Source organism: Cytobacillus sp. EB106-05-05-XG126 (assembly GCF_058791715.1).
The window spans coordinates 1-19,364 of record NZ_JBYTDU010000026.1; the positions used below are offsets into that span (position 1 = coordinate 1).

At 36.6% G+C, this 19,364-nt stretch carries 19 protein-coding genes and 1 tRNA gene; 10 read left to right on the top strand and 10 right to left on the bottom strand.

The annotated features are described in order from the left end of the window. Positions 1-1,049 precede the first annotated feature (1,049 nt). Positions 1,050-1,964 carry a DMT family transporter gene (locus AC3WTL_RS24520; RefSeq protein WP_197212835.1) on the bottom strand — a complete coding sequence of 305 codons (915 nt, stop codon included), beginning with the start codon at positions 1,962-1,964 and terminating at the stop codon, positions 1,050-1,052. Positions 1,965-2,095: 131 nt separating this feature from the next. Here AC3WTL_RS24520 and AC3WTL_RS24525 point away from each other — a divergent pair, with 131 nt between their 5' ends. The 3 genes from AC3WTL_RS24525 (at position 2,096) to AC3WTL_RS24535 (ending at position 3,950) form a co-directional block, all read left to right on the top strand. Beyond that, a complete protein-coding gene (locus tag AC3WTL_RS24525) occupies positions 2,096-2,794 on the top strand; it encodes an MgtC/SapB family protein (RefSeq protein WP_222499199.1) in 699 nt (232 codons plus the stop codon). A 66-nt stretch (positions 2,795-2,860) separates the two neighbouring features. Beyond that, a tRNA-Ala gene (locus AC3WTL_RS24530) sits at positions 2,861-2,933 on the top strand. Between the two features lie 108 nt (positions 2,934-3,041). Then, on the top strand, positions 3,042-3,950 hold the full coding sequence (locus tag AC3WTL_RS24535) for a tyrosine-type recombinase/integrase (protein ID WP_492370185.1): 909 nt from the start codon (positions 3,042-3,044) through the stop codon (positions 3,948-3,950). Positions 3,951-3,987: 37 nt separating this feature from the next. On the opposite strand, the gene AC3WTL_RS24540 is transcribed toward AC3WTL_RS24535, so the two are convergent. Together AC3WTL_RS24540 and AC3WTL_RS24545 are read right to left on the bottom strand one after the other, a co-directional pair. Further along, a complete protein-coding gene (locus tag AC3WTL_RS24540; protein ID WP_492370186.1) occupies positions 3,988-5,121 on the bottom strand; it encodes a DUF4062 domain-containing protein in 1,134 nt (377 codons plus the stop codon). Between the two features lie 307 nt (positions 5,122-5,428). After that, positions 5,429-7,999: a DEAD/DEAH box helicase gene (locus AC3WTL_RS24545; RefSeq protein ID WP_492370187.1), complete on the bottom strand. Its 2,571-nt coding sequence runs from the start codon at positions 7,997-7,999 to the stop codon at positions 5,429-5,431. 272 nt (positions 8,000-8,271) lie between these two features. Here AC3WTL_RS24545 and AC3WTL_RS24550 point away from each other — a divergent pair, with 272 nt between their 5' ends. The 3 genes from AC3WTL_RS24550 to AC3WTL_RS24560 all read left to right on the top strand — a co-directional run bounded on the left by AC3WTL_RS24550 (position 8,272) and on the right by AC3WTL_RS24560 (position 11,015). Beyond that, positions 8,272-10,080: a hypothetical protein gene (locus AC3WTL_RS24550; RefSeq protein ID WP_492370188.1), complete on the top strand. Its 1,809-nt coding sequence runs from the start codon at positions 8,272-8,274 to the stop codon at positions 10,078-10,080. Between the two features lie 216 nt (positions 10,081-10,296). After that, entirely contained in the window at positions 10,297-10,644 is a 348-nt protein-coding gene (locus tag AC3WTL_RS24555; protein WP_492370189.1) for a hypothetical protein, read from the top strand. A 113-nt stretch (positions 10,645-10,757) separates the two neighbouring features. Continuing rightward, positions 10,758-11,015, top strand: coding sequence for a hypothetical protein (locus AC3WTL_RS24560; RefSeq protein ID WP_492370190.1), 258 nt, complete (start codon positions 10,758-10,760; stop codon positions 11,013-11,015). A gap of 32 nt (positions 11,016-11,047) precedes the next feature. Here the strand turns inward: AC3WTL_RS24560 and AC3WTL_RS24565 are convergent, their stop codons facing one another. Both AC3WTL_RS24565 and AC3WTL_RS24570 read right to left on the bottom strand, forming a co-directional pair. Continuing rightward, the gene (locus tag AC3WTL_RS24565; RefSeq protein WP_492370191.1) at positions 11,048-11,833 is read right to left on the bottom strand and encodes a hypothetical protein; all 786 of its coding nucleotides are present in this window, start codon (positions 11,831-11,833) and stop codon (positions 11,048-11,050) included. A gap of 268 nt (positions 11,834-12,101) precedes the next feature. Continuing rightward, positions 12,102-13,139, bottom strand: a complete 1,038-nt coding sequence (locus AC3WTL_RS24570; protein WP_492370192.1) for an HNH endonuclease family protein — start codon at positions 13,137-13,139, stop codon at positions 12,102-12,104. A gap of 86 nt (positions 13,140-13,225) precedes the next feature. Between AC3WTL_RS24570 and AC3WTL_RS24575 the strand changes: the two genes are divergently transcribed. The 4 genes from AC3WTL_RS24575 (at position 13,226) to AC3WTL_RS24590 (ending at position 15,454) form a co-directional block, all read left to right on the top strand. Continuing rightward, positions 13,226-13,555: a pyrophosphohydrolase domain-containing protein gene (locus tag AC3WTL_RS24575; RefSeq protein ID WP_492370193.1), complete on the top strand. Its 330-nt coding sequence runs from the start codon at positions 13,226-13,228 to the stop codon at positions 13,553-13,555. A gap of 34 nt (positions 13,556-13,589) precedes the next feature. Continuing rightward, the gene (locus tag AC3WTL_RS24580) at positions 13,590-13,865 is read left to right on the top strand and encodes a hypothetical protein (protein WP_492370194.1); all 276 of its coding nucleotides are present in this window, start codon (positions 13,590-13,592) and stop codon (positions 13,863-13,865) included. A gap of 253 nt (positions 13,866-14,118) precedes the next feature. Then, positions 14,119-14,463 carry a hypothetical protein gene (locus AC3WTL_RS24585; RefSeq protein ID WP_492370195.1) on the top strand — a complete coding sequence of 115 codons (345 nt, stop codon included), beginning with the start codon at positions 14,119-14,121 and terminating at the stop codon, positions 14,461-14,463. A gap of 208 nt (positions 14,464-14,671) precedes the next feature. Then, on the top strand, positions 14,672-15,454 hold the full coding sequence (locus AC3WTL_RS24590; protein ID WP_492370196.1) for a hypothetical protein: 783 nt from the start codon (positions 14,672-14,674) through the stop codon (positions 15,452-15,454). A 222-nt stretch (positions 15,455-15,676) separates the two neighbouring features. Here AC3WTL_RS24590 and cydS read toward each other — a convergent pair whose 3' ends face one another. The 5 genes from cydS to AC3WTL_RS24615 form a co-directional block, all read right to left on the bottom strand. Beyond that, positions 15,677-15,778 (bottom strand): cytochrome bd oxidase small subunit CydS family protein, encoded by a 102-nt coding sequence (cydS, locus tag AC3WTL_RS24595; protein ID WP_396021341.1) that lies wholly within the window; start codon positions 15,776-15,778, stop codon positions 15,677-15,679. 12 nt (positions 15,779-15,790) lie between these two features. Next, complete coding sequence (locus tag AC3WTL_RS24600) at positions 15,791-16,816, bottom strand: cytochrome d ubiquinol oxidase subunit II (RefSeq protein WP_248349460.1); 1,026 nt, start codon at positions 16,814-16,816, stop codon at positions 15,791-15,793. Next, positions 16,813-18,159, bottom strand: a complete 1,347-nt coding sequence (locus AC3WTL_RS24605; protein ID WP_492370197.1) for a cytochrome ubiquinol oxidase subunit I — start codon at positions 18,157-18,159, stop codon at positions 16,813-16,815. Before AC3WTL_RS24605 ends, AC3WTL_RS24600 begins: the two co-directional genes overlap by 4 nt. A gap of 310 nt (positions 18,160-18,469) precedes the next feature. Continuing rightward, entirely contained in the window at positions 18,470-18,637 is a 168-nt protein-coding gene (locus AC3WTL_RS24610; RefSeq protein WP_226620235.1) for a DUF3231 family protein, read from the bottom strand. Positions 18,638-18,649: 12 nt separating this feature from the next. Next, complete coding sequence (locus tag AC3WTL_RS24615; protein WP_248349462.1) at positions 18,650-19,294, bottom strand: SDR family oxidoreductase; 645 nt, start codon at positions 19,292-19,294, stop codon at positions 18,650-18,652. Between the last annotated feature and the right edge of the window lie 70 nt (positions 19,295-19,364).

The window sequence follows — 19,364 nt, forward strand, 5'->3', positions numbered from 1 at the left end:
CATGTATTAGGCACGCCGCCAGCGTTCGTCCTGAGCCAGGATCAAACTCTCCATATAAGAGTTGATTAAGCTCGTTTTGTCTTTTCAAAAAAGACTAATGATTAAACGTTGACGTTTTGTTCGTTCAGTTTTCAAAGATCAATTTCTCTTGTTATATTTTTCCTTGTCGCCCAGAAGCGACTTTATTAATATAACATGTTACCCACAAACAAGTCAATATCTTTTTAACAACTTTTTTCTCTTTCAACTTGCCTTGTTGAGGACAAGAATTAATATACCATGATTCATTAAATGTTTGCAATATAATTTTTTAAAAATGTTTATTTTTATATTTTCGATGCACTTTGTTATTAATCTCTTCTCTATTAGATGATTGATACGGAACCATCCTATTAGAGACTACCTTTAATAAAGCGGCAGAAAATCTAAATAATCTGCACCCAGATCTCATTATAGGTGCAGGTTCTACAAATCAAATTAATGGGTATTTAACTTAAACTTTCATCGTTAAGTTATATCAATAAATCATTATTCGAAAGCTTTATTAGACATGCCCACATACTTATCCACTGTAAAATACTTATTATTACACTTGTCAACAGAGTTACACACAGTCTGTGGATAACTTTGTTCACTTTTCCACAGGTTTAAAAGTAACCATAAAGAATAGTAAATTTATAAGAAATTTTAATAGCAGCTTATTGAAGTGCAAACTCAATATTAAAATATAACCAGTATATAGAAGAAATAGTAATAGTTTGAGTTAATTTTCATAATATCTATTAACTCTACTTTTTAACGGAAGGTGTGAATCATACTGGAAACCGCAGCTCTATACCTATCAGTAATCATGGCCGTATTTTTGTTTGCTTATGCTTATGCAGAGGGAATTAAAATTGCAGATTCAGATGAAGAGGTCTACGGAGGCACCTTCATCTTTTCAGTCACAGCTGCTTTTATTTTTTCAGCTCTGACCTATGTATTCAGATAAAAAAAATCTCCCCGTTTAGGGAGATTTTTTCACTAATATACCTGTAGACAGCTCCCATTTATCCGGAAACCGTTGTTTTTTTCTTTAATTCTTTCATTCGAATCCTTCTCTCATCTAATAAGAAGAGAGTTATTCCTCCAATTACGATTGTTCCCCCAAGAACTTGTGTCCATATAATAGACTCATGAAGCAAATAATAAGCTAAAACAGCAGCACCAACCGGCTCGAATAAGATGGCCATAGAAATGGTGGAAGTGCTGAGCCACTTTATTGACCAATTAAATAATGTATGTCCCAGCAGGGTGGGAACAAGTGCGAGCAGGATAAAATATACCCAATCACTGGTTCCATACGGGAGTAAAGGTTCTCCGGCGATTAACACATAAAAGAACAATGTAATAGTGCTAATACTGTAAACAACAAAAGTATAAGTGATGAGTGAAAGTCTTTTTCTGACTGTCTGGCCAAACATTAAGTAAGCCGTTACGAGGGCACACGCAATGATTGCCAGTATATCCCCGAACAAAGCAGTCCCGCTGATTTGAAAATCTCCCCAGCTGATAATGACACTGCCTGCAATTGCGAGAAGCCCGCTTAATATTGCTTTCCAGGTAAACTTTTCTTTAAAGAAGAAATATGTACCTGCAAACGCAAAAAGGGGCTGAAGAGTCACAAGAACTGTAGAACTGGCTACAGAGGTGTAGTTCAGCGACTCAAACCAAAGAATAAAATGGAAAGCAAGAAACACACCGGCAATGATAGAAAAGATCCAATCCCGCCTTGTAATAAGACGAAGTTCGGGAACATACTTTATAAGAAATACAGGCAACATGAAAAGAACAGAAAAAAATAATCTGTAAAAAGCAATGACTCCCGATGGAGCGCTGGATACCTTCACCAATATTGCCGAAGTAGAGACAGAAACGACGCCAATCGCCAGGACAATATAAGGGTTTATTTTAGTATTAGACATTTTTTATACTCCTTGTTTCGGTTTCCTAATAATTAGGGTATATTTCATTTTACAACGTACAGCCAAACTTTTACTACGGTTTTATTAAATCCTATTTTGGATATATAATACTTTAAAAAGCGGGAGATATTATGAGCAGTTTAGAGATAGAAATATTAATGAAGCTGGGGATTTCAGCAGTACTGGGTCTTGTTATCGGACTGGAGAGAGAATTAAAAAGAAAGCCCGTCGGCCTAAAGACCAGCTTAGTAATTTCCATAGTAAGCTGCCTCTTGACCATTGTGTCCATTGAATCAGCATATATGTTTCCGGGTAATGATGACATCAACATTACGATGGATCCTCTGCGTTTAGCTGCCCAAATTGTTTCTGGAATTGGCTTTTTGGGTGCAGGCGTTATTTTAAGGCGCGGAAATGATAGCATTTCGGGTCTTACAACTGCTGCTTTAATCTGGGGGGCAGCGGGGATTGGAATTGCTGTAGGAGCAGGCTTTTATATTGAAGCAATGGCTGGAGTAGCACTGCTGATTATTTCAGTAGAGGTAATTCCTTTTATAATGGGCATAATTGGTCCTAAACGTTTAAGGGAAAAAGAGATAAACCTGCAGCTGAAAGTAAGGGATAAAGAAAATATCGCAGACATCATCCCAGCGGTAAAAGACCTTGATATATCTATAAAACATATTCGCATTAAAGATTTAGAGGATGAGAATCTGCATCTTGTGCAGCTGATCGTTGCCGTCGACTACAAAAGAAGAACTACGGATGTTTATTACAGTGTTTCAAGTATCCCTGGAGTACAATGCATGGAAATTGATAGCATGCAGTAAATTTTTTAATATTTCCTCTTGCAAGATAGCCCCGATGTGGTTATAATTTTTCTTGTACCACCACCCGGGGGATTAGCTCAGCTGGGAGAGCGCAACGCTGGCAGCGTTGAGGTCAGGGGTTCGAGCCCCCTATTCTCCATAACACTTACGTTTTATTACTTTTTTAGTTGATTTTGTACTGTAGTTAAAATCGGACCTAAAAAGGCACAAACTAGACCACCGTTCAGAAAGGAATGGTGGTCTTTTTATGTTAATTGAAATGAGTTTTAAGGAGTTAATTGCGGAAAAAAAATTTCAAGGGTTAACTGAAAACAGTATTAAGAGCTATGAAAATTTATTTAACATTTTAGGAGATTTCTTTAGAGAGAGCGGGGTTGAACAAACACAAGACCTATCACCTTCTGTTATAAAAGCTTTCTTAATCTCCTGTAAAGAAAAAGGCAATAAGCCAAAAACAATAAATTCAAAGCTCAAATTGATTAGAGCATGGTCACGTTGGATGTTAGAGGAAGAATTAATACAAAAAGATATTTGTAAAGGGATAAAGTTGGTCAGAGAAGACGACTCTCCAAAAATAGTTAAGGAAGAAGATATACATCTGGCACTTAAACATTTGAGAAGAAAAAAAAGAAGAGAAGATAGCTTTTATTCAATCAGAAATCATACTATCTTGCTTTGTCTAATTGGCACTGGTTTAAGAGTAACTGAATTGGTGAATTTAAATTGGAATGACATTGACTTTAAAGATAGCCTAATTCTCATCAGACAGAGCAAGAGTCGAAAACAAGGGTCTGTCCCGCTATCTGAAACATTGTCAAAAGAACTAGCTGCTTGGAAACTATATATAGAAGCTCACTTCACTAATCTTCCAACAGCTGTCTTTATTAACCACATAGGAAACCGCTTAACAAAAAACGGTGTTCAGTTATTTATTAAAAGGCTCAAAAAGGATTTAGGCATTTCAGGTCATTTCTCCCCTCATGCTATGAGGAATGTTTTCATTAAACGTTTGTTGTTAAATAAAGCAAATCTTCGCGAAATACAGCTACTTGCTAGACATTCAAAAATTGATGTTACACGACAATACATTGGTTATTTTCAACACGAACTTAAGGATGTGTTAGACAGACACGACCCTTTAAAAGGATTAGTCTAAAAAAAGAGGGGAAGAAACAAACCTCTTCCCCTCTTTTCTATAACTTTAATAGTAGTTCTTTTTCAATTTCAGATAGCGATTGTTCATCCCAAAATTCTATATCAAATTTCGTTTTATTTTCAATTTGGTCTTTAACTTTTTCAAAAAATTTTAAGGCTTGTTCTTTTTTAGCAGGCTGATTTGCTGGGTGAGCTATTAAGAACAAGACATCCATATTGTTATCTATATCATACTGAGAAAGAGTAACTCTAATATCACCTAGAGCACTATTATAATCGTAATGTTTCTTAACTCTTCCTAATATAATCAATTTCTCGATATTCCCTTCCTTACTTTTCTTTAAGTAAGGAGAGAGTTTCCCATTTGGAAACCCCAGACTATACTCATTTTTTCCAGACGTCCATTCAATTGTCTCATCGAGAGAATAGAAACTGTTTATTCTCTTCAGTTTGAGAACTCTATCAAGCCTTTCATAAAACTTCTCTTGAATGTTAACATTAAATTCTTCATCTGAATGGCTGTCTGATATTTTCTTGGACGCAGCATCTTTTCCAAAATCTTTATTTTTCTTTCTAAGAAAAGTGATTTCCTGTTTTAATAATTCATTTTCGCTAGTTAGTTTTGCAACATGTGTCGCAAGTGTCTCATTACTTTTAACATCCCTTCCAGATACCCATCCCACCAGATTTTCATCAGATTGGGACTCTGCCATTTTTCTTATAATTGATAACTTAATGTCTTTAATATCATCAAAAAATTCCGATGTCTTACCTAGAACATGTTCCTTGAATTGTTCAAATTTTAAATTGTTATGTACCTCTAATACTGTACTACCCTTTTCCCTAACTTTCCTTTCAAGTGCCTCCCTTGTCATTACCAAAGAAAATCTAGGTTTTCCTGTTTGACCTGCATACTCGTACTCCCATTGAGTATAACTTAAGCCACTCTTTGGCTCTATACTTCCGTACCTCCCACCAACAAGTAGTACATAAACATCAGATTCATCAATCCACTTTTTAATAGTTTCTTTTTGGGTTTCGTCTCCAGCTTTAAAAAGTTCCATACCAGCTGGAATATGCCCTGCACTTAGAACCGCCTCAACCGCCGCTTGCCTTTCCTCTATCAAATCCATATATGTTGAGGATATAAATACCTGAAGTTTTTTTTTCATACAAAACGCCCCCTTACAAATAAATCCATAATCCAATATTAGCATAACATTCAAAAAACAGACCACATAACAGTGTGTAATGTGGTCTAATTCTTAATGAAGGGGGTGTGTTTACAGGTTTTAAGAGCAAACTGTTTTTACAGCAACCCTGAATACATACTCTCCGCTACTATCCTTTGTTTGAGAAAGCAGTTCTGTGTATCAGTATCCTTTAGCAATAATAAAGAAATAATTCTGCACTTAAAACGACAACTCTATCCATTTTACAACCTAAAAGTATAGTCCAAAGAGGACTATGCTTTTGGTCTTATTCAACTAAATCGTACAACTTAACTTGAGTCAAAGTAGATTTTATTCCTTCAATCGAAAGGCTTTTTTCCATTAACTCATTTCCGAGAAATGTTCTTAGAGTAGTAGCATCGCCATATTTTAATATTTGAAATCCCCTTCTTAAAATTTGTTCAAGGTTAACAGCAATTTTCTGTACCTCTTCAGGATGTACTAAAAAAATCCCCTCAGAAGCGTATTGAGAAGCTTCCTGAATCTTGCTTTTTGGACAAATCATCACTAAGATAATTTTACTTTCATCATCAATGCCGTATTGCTGCTTAATCCAATTTCGATGGACAGAGGTTTGCCTTATATCATCAAGGGCTATATATCCTTCGGTATTTTCAACATTTGTTTTAGCTTCTATAGAAATCCATGTATCAGTTAAATTCCATACGCCATCTGGTACTCCGTGTCCATCAGGGCGCTCTGAGAATAACCCTAAACAACTTCCCAGAGATTTTAAAGCAGGTTCAAATAGGTTGGCATCTTTTTGATTAAGCCCTTCATTGACTTTTCTCCAGTCGCTGTCAAATTTATTATCTCTATCTCCAAAAGTTTTTAAGAAATTTGTTATTCTTTCTATTTGTGTCTCTAGCTCTTCACTATAGACTTCCTCGTCATCAGGATTTAATTCAATTCCTCTTCTGTCAAGCCATACCTTATTATCAGAAGCTTGCAGACTTCTTTTTAAATACTTTTCGACTTTCTCACCATCGCCTTGAAGTTCTGCTACAGTTGCAATTAAGTAATTCCACCATGCTCTGTAACCCTTCAGTTCTGGTGTGCGGGCAAATTCTTGTAGAACTGCCTGAGCAGAGATATGAGCTTGCTCATAATCTTTTTCCCACAGGGAATATAAATAGTCTATCTCTGATTTAGTTGAGTTAAATAGCTTTTGAGCAGCTTCAGACTGAGTATAATGCTCCTTTTCTTTACTCAACTTATTGATTTGTTTTTCTAAATGTACTTCAACAGGCTTCCAGTTATCATTTTGGCTATAAAAATTTTCTAACGAACTATGCCACTTATTCTTATCATCTAAATAGTCTATCTGATGTATTCCAAACGAAATTTCTGCATCAATCTCTGCTGGTAAGGATTTCCTAAATTCATCTTTAAAAAGATAATCTCCAACATACCTTCCTAAAAATAAAACTACAGCAAAATCCGAATTACCCCTTGTACATCTTCCAAGTCCTTGAACAATTCTAGTCATTAACTTGCTTTTTAATAGCTCGGTAGCATTAAGTCTGTCCTGTAAGAATTTCTCTTCATAGCTGATAGCTACTGGTAATTCATTCATTATCTGCAATCTACAATCATCATCTTTAAGGTCAATTCCTTCATATCTTCCTGCTAAAGTCAAAATAGAGTTTTGAATTGATGTGAAGCTGCCTAAGTCATCTTCAATAGCATGACTATCCAAGAACTTTGAATCAGGTAGAATTTCACTTAGCTCATTTTTAACTTTTTCAATTTCATTATTAGAAGGAGCGAGGACTAGAGTTCTTGGTTGCATTTCTATTGTCTCTTTTAAAACCTGTTTAAGTTCATCGCCTTCAAAATGGTCTTGTGGAAATAATATAAGCCTTCTCCCAGACACTTTATTAGATGTACGAGGAAATTTCCTAATGTAATGTATTTCTGGAACACCAAACATTCTTTCGAGTTCTCCAGAATCTCCAAGAGTAGCAGACATATATATCCGCTCCTTTGCATCAATAAATGCTGGGTGCTTTTGGTTCGGTGGCAAGATAGGCTTTATAACAATTTTTGAATGAGAGATAAATATCTGACAGGTATGTAAATGACTTCGAAGCATACTCCATTTGAAATAATGTGAAGTATCATCTGTTTTTGTATCGAGTAAACTTCGAATGGCATCAACCTTCTTATACCAGTGAGGAAAAGATATAATATCTATTCCATCATGAAGCGGGTCATACGTTCCATGGACAATTTTATCCTGTATATGAGGCGCTATACTATTACCTAACGTATGAAAAAGTGAATTGAAGATTTCTTCATCTTTGTTCCTATAAATTTGCACAGACCAAAAATCATCAATTGCATATTCAGTTGCATGAGCATCATCGAAAATTATTTGGTTGGCATCATCAAATTTTGGTTTAATATTGAATATATGTCCGTATGTGGTTACACAAATTGCTTCAGACCTTTGATATTTACCAAGCTCCCTCTGTGAAAAATCTCTGATTTTCCCAGTTAATAAGACTGACTTAATGCCATAAGATTGTAATAGCGAATGGGTTTGAGCAGCTAGTTGTCTAGTGGCACAAGCATATACTACTCGCCAATTGTTGTTGATTCTATTATATTCCCCTATTAAACCACCTACTAAAGTTTTTCCGTGACCAGCGGGCATTTCTATTGCAAAATCACTTACCGTATCTCTCATTTCTTCATATTCTTTTAGTGACTCACCCTGCTGATGGGATAACCTATCTAATTTCCCTAGTTTTGTGAATAAATCAAGTGTACTACTGTAACTAATCTCATTATCACCAGGTATATAAAAGCTCAACTGACTCCCCTGCCTTTACTAATATTTAACAATATTATAACAAAAATCTATTTTGAAAATTCTATTAGAAACACTTTAATCCAGCAAAAATTAACGTGGAGATACGAGCGAACGCAAAAAATGTTTAGATAAAAGATTGATTTTATTTAGAAATTGAGTCTACTAGGTTTTAAGTAATCAAAAATCGGACAGATATAAGGGGACAAAAGATTCTTTTTGTAAACTTAATAAAAAGGATGGATGATATGTAACGAGAAAGAGGAGGAATGTCGATGAAATTAATGCTAGATACAACTGAATATTCACAAAAGCCCATAGGATATGAGATTGCTAACATTAGTAAGAGAATTGTAAAGTATCCCGTTGATATTAATGTTGAAGAACTTGCTTCAGAATTAGGAAATGGAAAAACATTTGTTCCTGCTACATTCAGAAAAGTAAGAGGAGAAATAAATAGGTCAAATGACAATTGGGAGTCACAACAAATTATTGCATTGGACTTTGACGAGGGGCTTAGACTAGAAGAAGCATATAAGGATGAGTTCTTCAGAGAAAATGCTGCATTTCTATATACGACTTTTAGTCACACAGCGGAACAACATAAATTTAGAGTGGTTTTTGTATTAGATGAGCCGGTATATGAATATAAGCAATTCCTGATGATAATTTACGAACTAATGATTAAATACCCATATGCTGACAAGGCATGTAAAGATGGTAGCAGATTATTTTTTGGAGGTACAAGTGTTATTCCTTTCAACTATGATAATCGGTTAAAGTTAGAGGGTTTTAATGTGGATACCCCTTTGCTAGACATAAAGAATAATCTGATTAATATGTCTGTCAAAACGGTAAGCTTGGACCAAAACACTCTCATCCAAAGCTCTGTAACTAATATTCAACTTATTACAGAACGAAATATACAAGAATTACAAGAAAGGTTAACTATTAATCCTGTCACTCTGTCAAATAACGAAGTTATTGATTACCTAAAGAAGCAAGATTTAAGGTCGTTTCTGGGTATCAAATCGAAAGGGAATTTTTTAGATATTTTTCATGATGAGAACAACCCAAGTGCTTCTATATTTCAATCGAATAAAGGAAATGGACACTGGTTATACAAATGCTTTTCAACTAGTCATCAGTTCGTAGGAACAATAATACACGTTGTTGAGCGGCTGTTAAATTGTTCTTCAATCAATGCAAAGAAATTTCTGATAGAAGTTTACAAGATTAATATCTATGAAAGTGAAGCTGTTAAGGAATTTAAGGACAGTATAGATATGTATAAAGAACTGTTAAGGTCTGAGGACCTTGAAGACATTCATCCCCACTTCTACAAGGTATTTAACCGTTACGGACATTTACAAGACTTATACATGCTATTAGATTTAACGAAGGAATTTATAACAAATGATTCAGACCCACAACTTGTTTTCTTTCATAGTGTAAGAACACTTGCAAGGCATTTTGGTAGGAGTGTTCCAGCTACAGGAACGAGGTTGAATTTTTTAACCTTATTCAATGTAACAAAAAAACTTGATGAATCAGAAGTTCCAGATGACCTGTTGTGCATACAAAACCAGAACAAAAAAAGAAATCACTACCAATATAGAAGTAGTACCTATGAAATACCAATGTATACGTATGATTTCTTCTGCAAAATTGATAGTATGTGCAAAGAATGGCTGAAGATGGGTTGTACAAGTAGAACTATTTCATATGAGGGTATTCTAAGGACATTTGGTCGTGAGGAAGCCGACAGGGTTTATCCTCAGGATAAAGGAAAAGTGATAGCTGAACTGAATGAGGTTATAGTATCTGAAATAAACCTAGTAGCACTTAACCAAATTGAATACAAGGGCTGGACAACAGAAAAAGAGGTGCTTGAATGTATAAGTCAAAGAATCGATTCTGGCAAAGATTTCAAGAAAGGTCAGTTCAAGCGTTGTATAGGAGAAATGCTTGAAGCGTATGATTTGGAGATTATCCCCACCAATAAGCAAGTCAAAACCGAGATGGGCATAACAGAAGAATTTATGAATAAGCAAAGTTTCCCCAAAATTATTAGACGGAAATAGTAAAATCAATTACCGAGAGGTGTGAAGATAGAGGAAACATAATACATTAGCAAGCAGCAACCACTTGGGAATGTAAACTGAATTGGTATTCTGGATTAGTAGTTGTTTAACATGGTTGAATATTGAAGAAAAAATAACATAAACAGCGACTACTCGAAAATACCAAACATGAGCGCCTTCATCGGTAACTACAAGGATGAAGGAGATGTTGTAATTATGAAAAACAATAAGAAATATAGTCTAGAGGTTATTATTGTAGGTGAAAAGCTATTAAAGACTACATGTCGAAAGATAATAGAGAGAAGTAGGTGTAAAGATGGAGCATATAAAGAGGTTAAATGCTCTTTCAAATCAGCAAATCAATTATTCTTATCAGTAAAATTCAATAGTAAAGAGTTTTATGAAAAATGGATGGAGCAAACGATAATATACATGGAAAGTGGAAAAGACCTAAGTCTACGCCCCACTTTTGATAGAATTGATGAAAAAGGGCATTACTATAAAAACAATCTTCAAGTATTATCTTATGGAAAAAATTCATCCAAGGCTCGAAAGAAGCGTTAGGAACTAACCTAATCTTTATATTTTCATTCAGAAGATGCATTGAAGGTTCACAAAACTGACACAAGGTCTTTCACCCTATCTCACTGAATATATGGGTAAGGAGAGTGTCAATCATGAGTTTATATGATGAAAATGGATATGTGATTCCACATTGTAGTTTATGCATGCAAGAACTTAAATTAGGTGAGATAGTTGTTATGGATTCTATGTACTCCCTGGTACACCTACGTTGTGAACATTTTAACCATTTTGAGAAGTTAGACCAGGGAGAATTATCAGAAGTAGTTGGACGTAATTTCCGCTACTTTCCAAACTTTGTTAATCAATTTAATGAAACTGGAGTCTATAAGAGAAAAGCCCCTCTCGATTGAGAAGGGCTTTTGTTAGATATCTTTGAATTTAATCACTTCAAATGCTTAAAGTTTTCATAATAATGGAGGTGAGCAGAGTTTATCCGACCTGAACTAGCTATTGCTGCATGGGCTAATTGCTCATATTTATTACCTAAAAGGTCTTGATACTTTATGGTTATTTTCAAACCATAAAGGCTGTCATTAGGATTTTCATCTGGAGCATAAATCATAAATTTAAAACTCATATCATGGTCTTTTTTAACTAGTTTAAAAGTATAACCAAATTCTTCTTTCTCAATAATCTCTTCGTGGTTATTAGCGTTAACAAATACAAAACTAATCCCACTGATTTGAGCATGCCCCATCCCAACATTAGAAATAATCAGATTAAAATACCATTCTAAGCTGTTCGTATCTTGATATGTTGCATTTTTAATATTGATGAGTGGAATTCCGCCCTCATCTGATAATTGCCCCATAGAATTATCAAAGTCATCCTTATTGTATCTAATTTTATATTCGAGTATAGGAATCACAGAAAGTCTATTCTTTTCATAATCAGCATTTTTTTGATATTTCAAAGTTAAGTAAACACCCATAAAGGTTGCTACTCCCCCGAAAGTACCTCCTAAGAAGCCACCAAAAAAGCCTAACCAATCATAGTTTATTGTAAAACCTATATAGGAATTTAGGTTGATAAAATCAATTGCTAAGAAAAATGTAGGTGTCAAAAAAATAATAAGTACAAAAATACGTATGTATTTCTTCTTTTCTAAGGTTGAATGGGATTTTTCTATGTCTTTTGCTTCTTTGGGATTATGAGGCCTAAAATCCATAACTCTATCCTCCTGTTTCTCTTGTAGACATGTTCCTATGTTAGCTGCAATACAATCCTTTAGAAGTTGTCAACTTCTTATTACTACTTCTTAGGTTTCCAAGGTTTTGCATTACATATCTTACAAACCCTAACACACACACTAAGACCTTCTTCAATGGTTTTAAAAGTGAGTCGGTTGCTAACTTTAATGTTTTTCACATGATGACAGCTTGCATGACAAAGTATTTTATATTTCTTAGCTGCTATATACATCCCCTTATCCCCTTTTAAAAGGCAGGCTCATATTCAAATATTGGCTGCCACTTCATATATCCAGATAGACTTAAACACTCATTGTACATATTCTGAAGGAAACCGATTCTGTCCTTAGTTGTTTTCCCAGTTTGATTTATAAGAGTCTCTTTGAGTGGGTGGTGGCTTTCAATAAAGAACTCGTTTCGCTTATATAATCTCTCTAAATATTTGATTTGAGGAATCCTTGTAAACTTACCTGACTCACCACGATTACAGGTAGAACAAGCAAGTACCAGATTCCATACTCCATTTAAGTTAGAAACCAGCTCATGTTTTAAGAAATAAGGAAAGAAATGGTCGACATCAGCTAAGTTCTCAGAGCCGGAGTCAATGCTGATATCATTAAAGCAGTAAAAGCACTTACCTTTCTGATAGCCATTAAGTGCATCTCTTGAGGAAGTTACATCAATTCTCCTTAACTTGTAGTCTTCATTGATGAAAAACATTTCAGTTTTGGAATCGAAATTTACATTTAACATTCCAGGGTTAATCTTAATTGACCATGCTGTTTCAACTAGTCGCCATCTAGCCTCTACTTCATGAGTAAAATTCTCAAACTGCCGAGATTCATTGAGTTTAAATAGGTCATCAGTTAAAACTATTCCTTTGCTTCTTCCTTGACTTTTGACCTCAAAGAAAGAAACTGGGATATTTCCTTGATTAACGATGTGGAATGCATCCAATACATTGTTGAATCCGAGACTCTTTGTTAAATGTATTAACTCATCTAAAGTGATACTTCCATTATTATAGTCCCTGCAAGCATTGAGAAATTTGCTCGAAGAGGATGTTGTTTGCTTATCATTTATCTTTAGATGTTCACAAATGTTTTGAGCAAAGGGAACTGATAATTCATCAAGTGGGATGAATGTATTTTGATTATGATTTTCTGAGAGTTTTATTAGTGATTTTGCTAGTGCAAACTTGTAACTTGCGCTGTTTTTTCCAAAAAGAATTACTGAACGAAAATAGGATTCTAGTGAAGGATATTCTTCAGTAAAGACGTTCATATGACTCTCCCCCTTTATTAATATTGTAGTTTAAATTAAAATTAAAGCTAGAGGTACATTGCAAATTATGGTAGAGGAGAATGCAAATGTCTGTTATTACTTACAACAAGCTAGTTAGAGATAAGATTCCTGCTGTTATTTCTGAAGCTGGAAAGACATGTGAAATTGAGGTACTGGACGAAGAGTCATATGCAAATGAACTAGCTGCAAAGCTTGAAGAAGAAATTGAAGAGTTCAAAAGTGCAAGTCAGGATGAGATTGCAGGTGAAATTGCGGATATTATGGAAGTGCTATATGCAATTGCAGCAACTAAAGGAATTAGTGAAGAAGAGATTGAAAGTACAAGGCATCAAAAGAAAGAAAAACGAGGTGGATTTGAAGAGAAAATCTTTTTGAGAACAGTTTCAGAAAAGTAAGGGAGTCTCTTATTTTTTCATGAGGTGATTGCTAATGGTAATATGCTTTTACAATCAGGAAAAGGATTATGAGAAATGGTGTGCAGAGAACCTAAACGGTTATGTGTTTAACAAAGCTGGCGGGAGAACGGGTAATGTTCTTCATCATGTTGGCTGCCGTCACTTAACTACACCTTCACGAATTGGTACATATACTACTCGGTATCCTAAATATTGTTCAACTGAAATTGCGCTTTTAACCAGTATAGCGGATGATATTAGTAAGCCGTTTGGCTGGAGAAAGTGTAAGGGCTGCATTGATAAGAAATAAACTGAAAGTCTCAAGTAAGCAAGGATATTAGTTTTAGATATCTGTATTAAATACCAATAAAAAATAACCCAGCCTACCTCCCGACCAAGGTGTTAGGTGATGGGTTATTCTTTTTCACTCAAATCTTGAGTCACTGCTCTTCTTAATCAAATAATAACTCAGTTGTAATAAAATGTAAAGTTTGGTGGAGAGTTTTTGGATTCTGATTTCTCTTAAGACTCTTTTAACTCATGTTCCGTATAAGTGCAATTATATGGAAAAGCCGAATTTACCTAGTGTTTTATATGGTATAATTTACCTTGAATATATATTTAGGGGGAAAACTATGGCTATCCATCAAGAACCAATTGATTACATTGACATTCCAGCACCACAACACAGCCCACAGGCTTTCTATAGAGTGGTATACGGTGATGTTGACTGGAACGAAGATAATAACTTCCGGAGAGCAATATATGTTCTTATGGGGTATGAGAGCGGAATAAATTACAGAAGGGTCGCACACATACTAACTACTTCAAGTGAACCAAATGGTCTGAGTGATTTTGACCTTGTGCAAGCAGCTGCTAAGAAGCTGCAGGAAAGAAACCGAATTTAATTGTGACAAGGTGTGTGGCTATTAAAAGTCATGCACTTTTTTTATAAATGATTGTATTTATTTGAGTATTTGTGGGTATACTAAATAATTTTATTAAAATTGAATGTATATAAATGTTGTTTCTTGCTTAAAACGTATAATGAAAAATCCAACAATCGATTCACCAAATATTTTATCACTATCGTGAAAATTACAAGGAGAATTTTTAATGGTAAAGAAACGACACTATAAAAGATGTAAAGACCCAAATTGTAGGCGTAGAGGAAAATTGCTTGACCTTCAAAAAAATTTTTATAAGTTCAAAGGTGGGAAGTACGGGAGAAGAGCAATATGCAAAGAGTGCTTTAATAACCGCTATGCTACCCTCCTGAATAAATCAAAGAAAAGAAGAGAATACTTGCTATCTACACTTCTTAATACTATTTCTGAGGAAGAAAAGACATTAACACGAGAGTTTTTCGGTGGGAGGTGCGCATTAAGTAACAAAAACAGTTCAATTCAATTAGACCATTTTGTACCACTTAGTTGGGGAAAAACAGCAATAGAACTAGGAATTGGCGGAACAAGGTATGAGAATATGCTACCTTTACATAGTACATTGAACAAGTCTAAGTCCTCAAATAACCCATTTGAATGGATTGAAAAAGCATACAAGAAGCATCATATAGACAGAGAACAATGGCTGAAAGCAATAAAGTATATAGCTGACAAGCATGGTATGACAGTAGCTGAATACGAAAACAAAGTAAATGAATGTTATTCTATTGTAACAATTAAGAAAGCAGTAAAGAGATTAAATAAGGTATTAAGAGAAGGCAGGAGAAAACCCTTTTATATAATAAAAAGTTTAATACACAGAGGGACGAATATTGAAGTAGCTATTCAAAAGTTTGGTTCAATCAAAGCAAAAGACTATATTAGTTCTGAAGAAGGTAACCTTGAATTGAATAGAATAAAAAACGAACTTTACATGGAAATACTTGACAAATAAGAGTAGACCGCTTAACATTGATTTAAATAAATATCTTATGAACGGTGGTCTAGAATAGTAAATTCTAGATATGTTATGGGTTATAGGACAATTAATTTTTTATTGGCAAGCGAGAGAACTGGCAGCGTTGAGGTCAGGGGTTCGAGCCCCCTATTCTCCATAACTAAGAAAAGCTGCAAGGCCAAAAATGGCCCTGCAGCTTTTTTTATATCAATTAACTTGTTATTCCTCTACTATTTCATCCTTCCCCGCCAGCCAAAAAGCCGCTGCGATGGAAGCAATGATCACAATAAACGGTGCATAAAACATTACAAACTCCGCCATGTTTCTCCCCTCCTATGCATGGTCGTCACGCTTCCCCTGAACATAGTCTTTATTGAAAAGAAACAGCCTTAGCAGCAGATAAAGGGACGGCAGCAGCAAACCCAATCCTGCTAGGAAGGCAATGACCAGGGCGATGGCCATAGCTTCGTTTGTGAAACCATCATATATGGTCAGGTACGGATAGAGCAGATACGGATAATGTGAGATTCCATAGGCAAAGAAAGCCACAAAGAATTGCCCTGTCAGCAGCCCGAATGCCAGACCGTAGTATCTTCTCTTCCAAATTAGATAGACCGTTCCTGCAAACAGAAGGAATGAGATGCCGAACAGCCACCACAGGTCCATTAATCTGCTGAAATGCTCAGGGTTGTGATCACTCAGTTCAACAATGATGCCTGTCGCTGTAACGATAGCAGGCACTGCCCAAATAAGCGCGTATTTTCTCAGCAGTTCTGTAGCCGGTTCATCGTTTGCTTTATTGGCATACCAGGTAAGGAACACTGCTGATATATAGAGTACTGCTGTTATACTCAACACTACAATGCTCCATGTCAGCGGGCTGGTGAACAATGTCCAATAGTCAAGCTCCAGCCCGGCTGCACTTTCACTAACAAATCCGCCTTCTGAAATGGTCAGTACTATGGACAGGGATGCAGGAATGAAAAGACCTGAAAGACCATACAGATAGGTCCACCTTTTCTGTCTAAGTCCGCCGTAGGTGGTAAAAGCATAATAAGAACCGCGAATGGCAAGCAGCACTAGGGCAATGCTTGCCGGCACCAGCAGGATCGTTCCATAATAGTAGGCAGTTTTTGGGAAGAATCCGACAATGCCAACGAAGAAGAACACCAGGAATACATTTGTAACTTCCCAAACCGGTGATAGATAGCGCTGTATAATTCGCGTTAAAATATGCTGTTTTCCGCGGAATAGACTGTATGCGTTGAAAAATCCTGCTCCAAAATCAATAGATGCAACGATGACATAGCCGAATAGGAACAGCCATAAGACGGAAATTCCGAGGATCTCAAGCGTCATCGAAGCTCACCTTCTTTCTCCAGCTCACGGTCGGCCAATTCCTGCTCGACCGGATTTTTGCGGAACATTCTGGTGAGGACAATGAAGCTTCCGATTGCCAGCACGAGATATAATCCTGCAAACAGCAGAAGCATAAGGTCTACCTGGCCGCTTGAAGTGGCAGCATCTTCAGTACGCATAATGCCCCGGAGAATCCACGGCTGCCGGCCCACTTCCGCAAACCACCATCCCGCTTCAATCGCAATGATTGATAACGGCCCGCCCAGAACAATCAGCCAGCGCAACCATTTCGCCGAAACAAAGCGCATTTTAAACCAGGTGCCCATAACATAGATGAGTGATAGTGCCGTCATCCACATGCCGATGGTCACCATAAGGTCAAATAAATAATGAATATAAAGCGGCGGAATTTCATCTTCAGGAAATTGATCGAGTCCGATCACCTCTGCATTCGGATTGCTGTGTGCAAGAATGCTGAGTGCATATGGAATCTTAATTGCATACTTTACTTCACCCTCATCAAGAACACCATAAAGCATTAACGGCGCCCCTTCTTCTGTTTCAAAATGCCATTCAGCAGCAGCCAGTTTTTCAGGCTGGTATTCTGCAAGATATTTTCCCGAGAAGTCACCAATTACCGCTGTAGCGATTGAGAAAATCAATCCGATTTTCATTGTAAGCATTAATGCCTTCTTATGGTAAATATGATTCGAACCTTTCAAAAGCCGATAAGCACCTATTGATGCCAGAACAAACGCAGATGTCATATAGGCAGTGGATAGGACATGCGCCACCTTTGTCGGCATGGCAGGAGTGAACATCGCAAGTACCGGGTTAACATTTACAAGCTGCCCATTCACAATATCAAATCCCTGCGGCGCGTTCATAAATGCATTTACAATTGTAATGAAAATTGCTGAGAATGATGCCCCAATTGCAACTGGGATTAATAAAAGCAAATGCTTCTTCTGATTCTCAAACCGATCCCAAGTATAGAGATAGATTCCAAGAAAAATCGCTTCAAAGAAAAAAGCAAATGTCTCCATAAACAGAGGAAGCGCAATGACATTGCCTGCAAGTTCCATAAAGTTAGGCCACAGCAATGAAAGCTGCAGGCCGATGGCAGTGCCGGTAACAACTCCGACAGCCACAGTAATGACAAAACCGCGTGTCCATCTTCTGGCGAGCAGAATATAATGTTCATCCTGCTTTTTGATTCCCACCCACTGCGCTATCATAATCATGAGCGGGATGCCGACACCAATGGTTGCGTATATGATATGAAAGGATAATGTCAGCTCTGTTAAAACACGGCTAAAAAAAACTGATTCTTCATTCCCCATTTAACATTCTCCTTTTCCTATCCTGCAAAAATACGTCCAATAAAAGAAAGTCCCATAATGATAGCCACTGTAAAAGCAAGCCACATCAAAATACGTTCCTGTTTTTTATACATTCACTCACTCCTCTTGAATGCTCACTACATCACATTATCCCACAGTTCCAGCCTAAAAGCTGTGACACTTAAACAACATTTATATGAGGAAAATATGAAACTATGTAATTCCTTTTACAGCTCCCTATTCCCTTTTGAGCATAGATTAAAACGAATAGGACATTGGAATTTGCCAATGCCGCGTTTCAACAAATTATTTATCTATCTAACTTGTAGAATGACTTCCTATCTTCAGATTCCGGCGGATTCTCCATCCAGCCTCTTGCAATCATCAGTTTGAGTCCTTCGTTTCCATACTTCATAATCTCGCCAATGAATAATGTATATTGAAGAGCCGAATCCAATAAGAATCCCGGTGCATACACACCGGGAAAGAGTTATATTTTTTGGACTGCCATTTCTGGATCTTCATCGCCTGATACCAGGTCGAATGCCCGCTTATAGGTATTTTCCTTATCCAGCACAGCATAAAGGGTTTTCGCTACATCCTCACGGGGAATGAAGCCCCGCTCCAGGTTTTCCGCTGCTTTAATTTTGCCTGTTCCAGGTTCATTTGTCAGGCCGCCCGGACGTACGATTGTGTAGTTCAAGCTGCTGTTTTCCAGAATTCTGTCGGCATAATGCTTCGCCGCGTAATATGGCTTGATTGTTTCACTCCACTTATCACGATTATTTGCCTGGATAGCACTCACCATAATAAACCGGTCCACTCCAGCCTTCTCCGCAGCGTCAATTGTTTTTGCCGCCCCGTCCAGGTCAATAAGCAGAGTTTTGTCATAGCCGGTATTTCCACCCGAACCTGCAGTAAATACGATTGCATCACAGCCTTTGGCTGCTTCAGCCAGTTCATCAACTGTTCCTTCAAGGCTTGCTAGTGCCGTTTCCACGCCCATTTCTTCAAACTGGCGGACTTGCTCTTCCTTTCTGACCATTGCTCTTGCTGTATGTTTATCCTCTTCATTTATCAGCTTGACCAGCTGCTTCCCAATTTGCCCGTTTGCTCCGACGATAAGAACCTTCATGGATACATGCCCCTTTCTGTTTTATGGACTTTATTATTTCAAAAGAAAAATGCGTTATCAAATGAACTGT

What these genes read in the sequence shown, in the direction of transcription:
- AC3WTL_RS24540 (WP_492370186.1), bottom strand. Translation starts at nt 5,121, where the DNA reads ATGAAAAAAAAACTTCAGGTATTTATATCCTCAACATATATGGATTTG.
- AC3WTL_RS24570 (WP_492370192.1), bottom strand. Translation starts at nt 13,139, where the DNA reads ATGAACGTCTTTACTGAAGAATATCCTTCACTAGAATCCTATTTTCGT.
- AC3WTL_RS24550 (WP_492370188.1), top strand. Translation starts at nt 8,272, where the DNA reads ATGAAATTAATGCTAGATACAACTGAATATTCACAAAAGCCCATAGGA.
- AC3WTL_RS24615 (WP_248349462.1), bottom strand. Translation starts at nt 19,294, where the DNA reads ATGAAGGTTCTTATCGTCGGAGCAAACGGGCAAATTGGGAAGCAGCTG.
- AC3WTL_RS24525 (WP_222499199.1), top strand. Translation starts at nt 2,096, where the DNA reads ATGAGCAGTTTAGAGATAGAAATATTAATGAAGCTGGGGATTTCAGCA.
- AC3WTL_RS24600 (WP_248349460.1), bottom strand. Translation starts at nt 16,816, where the DNA reads ATGACGCTTGAGATCCTCGGAATTTCCGTCTTATGGCTGTTCCTATTC.
- AC3WTL_RS24560 (WP_492370190.1), top strand. Translation starts at nt 10,758, where the DNA reads ATGAGTTTATATGATGAAAATGGATATGTGATTCCACATTGTAGTTTA.
- AC3WTL_RS24605 (WP_492370197.1), bottom strand. Translation starts at nt 18,159, where the DNA reads ATGGGGAATGAAGAATCAGTTTTTTTTAGCCGTGTTTTAACAGAGCTG.
- AC3WTL_RS24580 (WP_492370194.1), top strand. Translation starts at nt 13,590, where the DNA reads ATGGTAATATGCTTTTACAATCAGGAAAAGGATTATGAGAAATGGTGT.
- AC3WTL_RS24585 (WP_492370195.1), top strand. Translation starts at nt 14,119, where the DNA reads ATGGAAAAGCCGAATTTACCTAGTGTTTTATATGGTATAATTTACCTT.
- AC3WTL_RS24555 (WP_492370189.1), top strand. Translation starts at nt 10,297, where the DNA reads ATGAAAAACAATAAGAAATATAGTCTAGAGGTTATTATTGTAGGTGAA.
- AC3WTL_RS24520 (WP_197212835.1), bottom strand. Translation starts at nt 1,964, where the DNA reads ATGTCTAATACTAAAATAAACCCTTATATTGTCCTGGCGATTGGCGTC.
- AC3WTL_RS24535 (WP_492370185.1), top strand. Translation starts at nt 3,042, where the DNA reads ATGTTAATTGAAATGAGTTTTAAGGAGTTAATTGCGGAAAAAAAATTT.
- AC3WTL_RS24575 (WP_492370193.1), top strand. Translation starts at nt 13,226, where the DNA reads ATGTCTGTTATTACTTACAACAAGCTAGTTAGAGATAAGATTCCTGCT.
- AC3WTL_RS24590 (WP_492370196.1), top strand. Translation starts at nt 14,672, where the DNA reads ATGGTAAAGAAACGACACTATAAAAGATGTAAAGACCCAAATTGTAGG.
- AC3WTL_RS24565 (WP_492370191.1), bottom strand. Translation starts at nt 11,833, where the DNA reads ATGGATTTTAGGCCTCATAATCCCAAAGAAGCAAAAGACATAGAAAAA.
- cydS (WP_396021341.1), bottom strand. Translation starts at nt 15,778, where the DNA reads ATGGCGGAGTTTGTAATGTTTTATGCACCGTTTATTGTGATCATTGCT.